Below are 6740 nucleotides of genomic sequence, written 5' to 3' on the forward strand. Positions count from 1 at the left end.
GCTCAACGATGTCGAGCCGCTGGCCTATCTCTCAGACGTCCTCACAAGGATCATCAACGGTCATCCAAATAGCCAGATCGACGACCTGCTGCCGTGGGCCTATGCCCCAAAACCCGAAATCAAAGCCGTGGCCTGAAAACACCGCTTACGTTTTTTGTGCTTGCCTTGTTTCCGCAATTCATGCGGCCCGAAGCAGGACCAATTGTTTTACAGGCGATCGTCCTTGCGACGGTTCTAAACAGTATCGGTTTTCTCGTGAACGGGATCGTCATTCTGCTCAGCGATAAAATTCGGGCAACCGTCACGAGGCAAAGTCGCTTCAAAACACTGCCGAAATACCTCCTTGCCACCGTCTTCGCCGGATTAGCTTGTCGCCTGGCACTGTCGAGCTGACCTCAAGATAGACAAAAATGGCCGCATCGGGTGAGCTCACTATTGCTGCAGCAACGAAGAACTTTGGCGCAACATGTTGTGTGGCCCATATGAGCGTAAAAAACACCCGAGTAGCATCTTGGTGCGGGAGCACCTGAATGCTACTCGAGTGTTTTACGTCGACGTTGCCTTCGACGGTGAGTACCGGTGGTACACGAAATTACCGTGTTCACCTTGCATTCCCTAGCGCAAGCAACAGTGAGCGTTAGGGTTAGCAGTTAAGCATTGCCTGTTGCCAAAAGCCCACATCGGGGCGCTCACGTTAGTGTTGAGTAACCTGGAGCGCGGGATATGTCCGCTCATTATGCCGGTCGCCGATAAGGATGTTTGCTACAAGATGGCCAACGGGCCAACAGCGCCTCTTCTCGTTGCCAGCCAAGAACTACGGCCTGATCAATCACGTAGTGAACGGCAAGTTCCAAAGCCTGCTGACAGTCGAGCTGACGGTCAGAATACTGCTCACTACGCAATGGCTTCTTGATCATCTGCGGTCCCCCCAGGCGCGACAACAACGACCATAGAGCAAAAAATCATCTTGTGTGGATCAGATTGGAATTTAACGGAACCGTGGCGTCTACACCACACGACAGAGCCCACCGGCGTTTGTTGCCGAGCCGGCTTGGTGACAGCCAAACACAAAAGATTGGCAGGCCAGAGCAAACATCGATCCGGGCAGTTCTATATGTATGCTGGCGGCATTTCCTTGATGGTTAAAATACTGTAAGGAGCCGCCACTTTGCACAACGCAATGCGAAAACATCCTAACAATTCCGTTCCTCATCAGAGGATAAAGGTCCTAAACCAAAATGAAACGTGCTTACTTTCTCGCTGCGCTGCTGCCCGTGGCCGCAATGCTTGCTGGCTGCCAGGGTGCTGGCGGCGAAAAATACATCGGCTTGCCCGGCTCGCCTGCTTGGTTCGCGACCGCTGGTCCGGAAACCGTTGCAGCCTACTTTCGCAAGCGCTGCACGGCTTATGGTTACGCACCGGGCACGCCTCAGATGGCGCAGTGCATTCAGACCGAGGCTGCTGGGGGGCGCCAGATTGCTGCTCGCCGGAGTGCTGAGGCGGACGCGATGATCTCGGCGGCGGCTCAGCCGCGTAAATCCACGTTCAATACGTCTCATACGCAATGCACCGGCGCGTTCAACACGGTCAACTGCACAACGACTTCATATTGATATACCGAGAGCCGCCGGAACTTTTCGGCGGCTCACCGCGGTAGCTTCACAACGAAAAATGCCGCGCTCCGCTGCCACCGCACTTCGCGCATTTGAGCTTTGGTTCGAGCGTCCGTAGCACCGTATCTGCGCCGAACTTTCGCTTGAGCCTGCGGATATCGACTTCGGCGAAATGCTCGCACTTGCAAAGCGCAAATAGGATCTCCCATCCGGCGACATCCTGCAGTCGCTCCTCGGGATCGACGCGCTCGGGCTTGCGATCAGGCCGGGTCATTCCGGCAGTCCGATCGTTCGCGCGATATATTCGCGATGCCATCCGCCGGTGCCGTGCTCGCGGCGCATCACGCGGCCGCCTTCACGCAGCATCAGGATCGATCTTTCCGTAAAGTAAAACAGAAGCTGATCGAACGATCTATTCGCGACGAAAAGGTTGTTCGCGCCGGCGATGTGCTCGATGGCAATATCGTCATCGTCGACGACGTCGATCGAATACGTGAACTGGTCGTCGCGGACATTCTTGCGTCTCGATGGCATGACTACTCGCCGCCCTTGGCTCGCGCATAGGCATTGCCGCTGCCGATATCCGGCGCCGCCTTCATCGCCTCCAGCGTGCCGCAGAAAGCGCCGCAGCGGTCCGTCTGACCGCGTTCCCGGAACTCGCAGTCCCTCGACGCGATCTCGACCAGGACCGCGATCAGCAAGTCGGAGCCGTAGCGCTGGCGCAGTCTTTTGACGTTTAGTTCGCCGTGGCGACCGCATTTGCGGCAGTCCATGGTGATGGTGGGTTCAGTGATATCGCGCAACGCGAGCGGCCTCATTTCCATAGCTTTTCGCCCTTCTACCTGAAGGTTCTTCCTGCCCTGATTGTGGGAGACGGCCGCAACGTCTGTTCTCTAAATGTTCTACGACGCCTTACAAGTCAAGCGATGGTGACAGGTAGGCTTTCAAAAAATTCTGTGCTTCAATTCGCGCTGATCGCGCCGTCTCAACAGCGAGATTGGACACAGTGGAAACGCAGGGGGGACGAATGCAGCGCAGACGTAGTAGTAGCAGAACCAACTATCAATATTTCGAGCCACCTTACGCCGGCCCAGCATGGCCAACCGTCATTGAGCCGATTTACTACGAGTATATCCCGGCACTGCAGGAGCATAACACCCACGGCAAAGACGACGAGTTCACGCTAGAGGATCTAAAATCGCTGCTAAACACGACCGGTGAAAGCGTGATCGACACCCTTTGGGAAAAATTGGTGGTCAACGCACCGGTGGCTCCCCGGCTCTCTACCGAATTTTCGAGCCCTCCGATAAGTCCCAACGAGGCGCCGCAAAATCCACCGGAGCCGATATGGAAAGACTTCGCGCCAAAGAAATCATCTCGTGGTTTCCTGAGCACTCTCTTCGAGGTCTTGTCTGGAAGGGCCGGGGCAAAAATTCGTGTCGCGGAGCGAGAATTTGAATACGCAAAAGCAGAATGGAACCGAAACCGTGTGTCACGGGAACTGGCAATGGACGCGCATTTGCGCGCGGTCAAAAGGTATGAGGCGGAGAGCGGAGAATACAAAAGACAACGAACCTTGATTGAACGTACGCTCGCAAATGCAACTGTCCGTCATACGGTTTTCAAGCAGAGACTCCACCTAGCAGTGGCGGCCGACAAGGAAGCTCTTACTTCGCTGGTTCAGCATGCGAACGAGGGATCGGTTGCCGGTATTGAGGCTCTTGCCCAGCAAATTCCTCGGACCATTCCAATGACACTTGCGTTACCCGATGTTCAGGCAACGTTCGATCAGTCGAATGGCATTCTTCTCTATACGATCTCACTTCCTAATCTAGAAAACGCCAACCTCTGCGTAGAGCTGAAGACAAAATTCAGGAAAGCGACAGACAAAGAAGTACGGACAGCGCAAGAGTTTCTCCTCCACGCATTGTCTCTTCGTATCATCCATGAGGTATTCGCCACGTCTGAGATGTCGAAGGTTCAGATGGTGGGGTTAAACATGAAACTTGAATTCATCAATCGTCACAACGGCAGATGGATGAACGAGATAATCGGCTCGCTCGCAGTGACGCGTAGCGAGTTTGCCAGTCTCAACATCGCTGAGGTTAATCCAAAACTCTGTTTCCGTTCACTCAAAGGCGTGGCGGCGCCGTCATTTCAGGACCTGTCTGCCGTGCGGCCAGTCTTGATATTCGACCGCGACGACAAGCGTATCGTCGAGGGCCGCGAGGTTGTCGATAAGCTTGAGGCCGAGACTAATCTCGCCGCCATGGATTGGGAGGACTTCGAACATGTCGTTCGCGAACTTTTCTCGAAGATGTTCTCAGCGCGCAACGAGTCTGCAGAGGTCCACGTAACCCGCGCCAGCCGGGACTACGGCGTCGACGCGATCGTTCACGACCCTGATCCTATCCACGGCGGCAAGTTCGTCATTCAGGCAAAACGATATGTAAATACGGTCGAGGCGTCGGCGATCCGTGATTTGTTCGGAACTGTCCAGAATGAGGGTGCCAATCGCGGCTTTCTGGTCACGACGAGTTCATTTGGGCCAGATGCCCACGCCTTTGCCAAGGGAAAAGCTCTGACGTTGATTGACGGCACGCATCTGCTTCAGTTGTTGCAAAAACATGGGTACACATTTCGCATCAATCTTGCGGAAGCAAGAAAACTGCTCCACGGACGATGACCAATTTCAGACCACCAGGGCGGGAACGTCCACAGTCTCTAACGCGTCGTTGAACTAGGCCAATATCGGCCGCCAGTAGTCATTCAAAAGCTGGTTAGCGCCAATCCCTGCGAGTTCTGTCGTTTTTATCCGACTGCTCGGCAGGGACGTTTGTATAGCGTTCTTTATTACGACTACGTTCGGCGGAGAAATTCCCATGACGGTGCCGTAGACCTCTCTCTGCATATTGCCTTGCGCAGTGAGCAATTCCATGTTCATCGGCCCGAAGGCAAACCCGAGGTAAACGATCTTTTCGGCGGTTCCCAAAAGATTGTGCATGCGGTCCATCATCTCGTCGTCTTCCACACGCTCTGTGAAGGTCCGCAACTGTCGGGACACGGGCGGTAGTGCTGAGGCCTGGAAAATCTCCGCCCCAAAATTGATACCTTCACCGTCGGAGGACTGCCAAGGCAATTTGCCGACCTGACCGTAGGGATGCAGAATTTCTAACTTCTTTAAGAGTTCCTGCGCCTCCGGCAGCTGAATTAGAAAGTAGCTGGAGAGCCATGAGGCAAGATAATGCTCAATGCACCTGTCGTAGTTGAAGGTGATGATGCCAACATTATCGAAGATGGTATCAAGGTTGTCGCGCTGGACACCCTCACTCAGCATTTTGGCAAACGTGTTATGCCATGAATTACCAACCGCGTTGAATTCGATCCTGTCACCGCTTGATCGGGTTACGAAGATCGAGCTGTTGCGCTCCGCCTCCAGGATGGCTGAAGCAATGCCGAGCTTACCCATCTCAGTGATCCGTTGATTGCCAGCGTGGGCGTGTAAATAATTGTCGATGGAAAGTGATTGGCCCATCGCACTTGCGATCGCACGGCCAGCCCCGATCAGTGGATTAATGTCCCCTCGGCCATTCTCATCCAGAATCATGCTGCGGCACGCTTCCACGATGTTGGCGTCGCCTTGATTTGGATTGTAGCTACCACCGCGGTCGAACCGTATATCGAGTTTGTTGGCAATGATGCCTTTAAGCTTATCACCCGCCGGCAAGCCAACTTCGCAGCTTGCCCGGCGCCAACAACGAACACGGTCTTCTTTTTAAACATAGCGCCGACTCAATTTTGAATGTTGAAAAGGCTACGAAGCTTAGGTCGCTGTGTCGATGCCATGCCTAGGGCACCTTTCCGCGGGTGTGGCTTCAATCAGTCCGCGCGCCCATTGCGATCAGATCCGCGGTAATCGACGCCAGCTCGGAGGAGGGGGTCTCGATGATCTTTTGCGCGATCGCTTTCGATACTCCTCGGCCTTTCAAGACCACGGCGACCGCCATGCTGTCGATGATGTCGTCCTTGCCGCTGTCATCGGCATCCCGGTGAACGCGGACGTCTGCCTTGCGGTCCAGATATAGGTTCCCGTGCGCTGCTGCGTCCGCTGCTATGTAGCCGCAGGCCGAGGCGCACCAGCCCATGACCATGAGCGGAACCCCGAGTTCAGTCACGATGTCCATCAGCTCCATCGCCGTCGCGACGTCACCGCCATCTGAGACGATTGAGAAGCCGATCAGCTTCTTGCCGACGGGAAGGTTTTTGACCATAGCCCGCAGGTGCTCGGCATCACCCGGAATGATCGAGCCGCGCATGGCGATGGTGCGGCGCGGGTCAGTGCGATCGCCGCGATATGAAAGATCGAGTGCCTACGCCGGGATTGCTGATAGTAGTCCGCACGCCAGCGCGGCCAGCCAGATTTGCTTCATTCCTCTTCCTCGGCTGGCTGTGGTGTGACGACATTGTCCACGTGCCGCATGATGAAATCGAGACAGCAGCGGTGGGGGCGACTTTGTCGGAAAGCTTTTCGATTTCGCGCAGCAATTCACGGATCTCCGACGGTGCAGGCTGGCCCGATGATACTACGGCATAACGCTCTCCACGCGTGAAGGCATCGAGCGCGCGACTGATACCATAAGCCCCCGAAGGGAGTTGCGCAGCTGATCAATAGCAGCAGTGCGCTCGTATTCAGGTGTTCACATTCTTTCCTCCTCTTCATGGTGTTGTCGACCGCCTCCGCAATAAGCTGCGTGCGGAAGCGCGTGGTTCGTTTCTAGCTCGGCGTAGCGACCGAGTGAAAAATGCCGGCAGTCAGAGGCGCCACCTCGTTTGATGATCTCGCCGCCGATGTCGACGCCGCCGACATAACAGACCGCGACCGTGGGATCAAAAACGTCATAGCCCAGAGCGCGAAGGAACGGTAATACAACTGCCGTTTTGACGGCTTCCTCCGTTGCCATCGTGCTGGAGTGCGACTTTATACGCCAACTCGCTGACCTCGACTCTTTGGCCTTCCCAAAACGCGGTGAATCTGAATCTCTGGGGCAAACTGGAGGTTTACGATGCGACCGGGGATTTCGTTACGTGAAGATTTTGATGGAGAAGGTCTCCGGCGTCTGTCGCGGC

At 55.1% G+C, this 6740-nt stretch carries 10 protein-coding genes; 3 read left to right on the top strand and 7 right to left on the bottom strand.

Annotated features, from left to right (window positions below):
• Positions 1 to 136 (top strand): transposase domain-containing protein (locus AB4048_RS28255; RefSeq protein WP_442204525.1); only part of this gene is annotated, 136 nt, incomplete at its 5' end.
• A 598-nt stretch (positions 137 to 734) separates the two neighbouring features.
• On the opposite strand, the gene AB4048_RS28260 is transcribed toward AB4048_RS28255, so the two are convergent.
• On the bottom strand, positions 735 to 917 hold the full coding sequence (locus AB4048_RS28260; protein WP_442205268.1) for a hypothetical protein: 183 nt from the start codon (positions 915 to 917) through the stop codon (positions 735 to 737).
• Positions 918 to 1238: 321 nt separating this feature from the next.
• On the opposite strand from AB4048_RS28260, the gene AB4048_RS28265 reads away from it, so the two are divergent.
• Positions 1239 to 1613, top strand: a complete 375-nt coding sequence (locus AB4048_RS28265; RefSeq protein ID WP_442205269.1) for a hypothetical protein — start codon at positions 1239 to 1241, stop codon at positions 1611 to 1613.
• Between the two features lie 46 nt (positions 1614 to 1659).
• On the opposite strand, the gene AB4048_RS28270 is transcribed toward AB4048_RS28265, so the two are convergent.
• Genes AB4048_RS28270 through AB4048_RS28280 form a run of 3 tightly spaced genes read right to left on the bottom strand, consistent with a single transcriptional unit; the run spans position 1660 to position 2437 of the window.
• On the bottom strand, positions 1660 to 1887 hold the full coding sequence (locus AB4048_RS28270) for a hypothetical protein (RefSeq protein ID WP_442205270.1): 228 nt from the start codon (positions 1885 to 1887) through the stop codon (positions 1660 to 1662).
• Positions 1884 to 2147 (bottom strand): hypothetical protein, encoded by a 264-nt coding sequence (locus AB4048_RS28275; RefSeq protein WP_442205271.1) that lies wholly within the window; start codon positions 2145 to 2147, stop codon positions 1884 to 1886. The genes AB4048_RS28270 and AB4048_RS28275 overlap by 4 nt, the downstream gene beginning before the upstream one ends.
• A gap of 2 nt (positions 2148 to 2149) precedes the next feature.
• Positions 2150 to 2437: a hypothetical protein gene (locus AB4048_RS28280; protein WP_442205272.1), complete on the bottom strand. Its 288-nt coding sequence runs from the start codon at positions 2435 to 2437 to the stop codon at positions 2150 to 2152.
• A 203-nt stretch (positions 2438 to 2640) separates the two neighbouring features.
• Between AB4048_RS28280 and AB4048_RS28285 the strand changes: the two genes are divergently transcribed.
• The gene (locus AB4048_RS28285) at positions 2641 to 4299 is read left to right on the top strand and encodes a restriction endonuclease (RefSeq protein WP_442205273.1); all 1659 of its coding nucleotides are present in this window, start codon (positions 2641 to 2643) and stop codon (positions 4297 to 4299) included.
• A 54-nt stretch (positions 4300 to 4353) separates the two neighbouring features.
• Here AB4048_RS28285 and AB4048_RS28290 read toward each other — a convergent pair whose 3' ends face one another.
• The 3 genes from AB4048_RS28290 to AB4048_RS28300 form a co-directional block, all read right to left on the bottom strand.
• Complete coding sequence (locus AB4048_RS28290) at positions 4354 to 5340, bottom strand: hypothetical protein (protein WP_442205274.1); 987 nt, start codon at positions 5338 to 5340, stop codon at positions 4354 to 4356.
• Between the two features lie 148 nt (positions 5341 to 5488).
• Complete coding sequence (locus tag AB4048_RS28295) at positions 5489 to 5929, bottom strand: hypothetical protein (protein ID WP_442205275.1); 441 nt, start codon at positions 5927 to 5929, stop codon at positions 5489 to 5491.
• Positions 5930 to 6310: 381 nt separating this feature from the next.
• Complete coding sequence (locus AB4048_RS28300) at positions 6311 to 6574, bottom strand: hypothetical protein (protein ID WP_442205276.1); 264 nt, start codon at positions 6572 to 6574, stop codon at positions 6311 to 6313.
• Positions 6575 to 6740 lie beyond the last annotated feature (166 nt).

It is taken from the genome of Rhizobium sp. RAF56 (genome assembly GCF_052113965.1).
GTDB lineage: Bacteria > Pseudomonadota > Alphaproteobacteria > Rhizobiales > Rhizobiaceae > Rhizobium.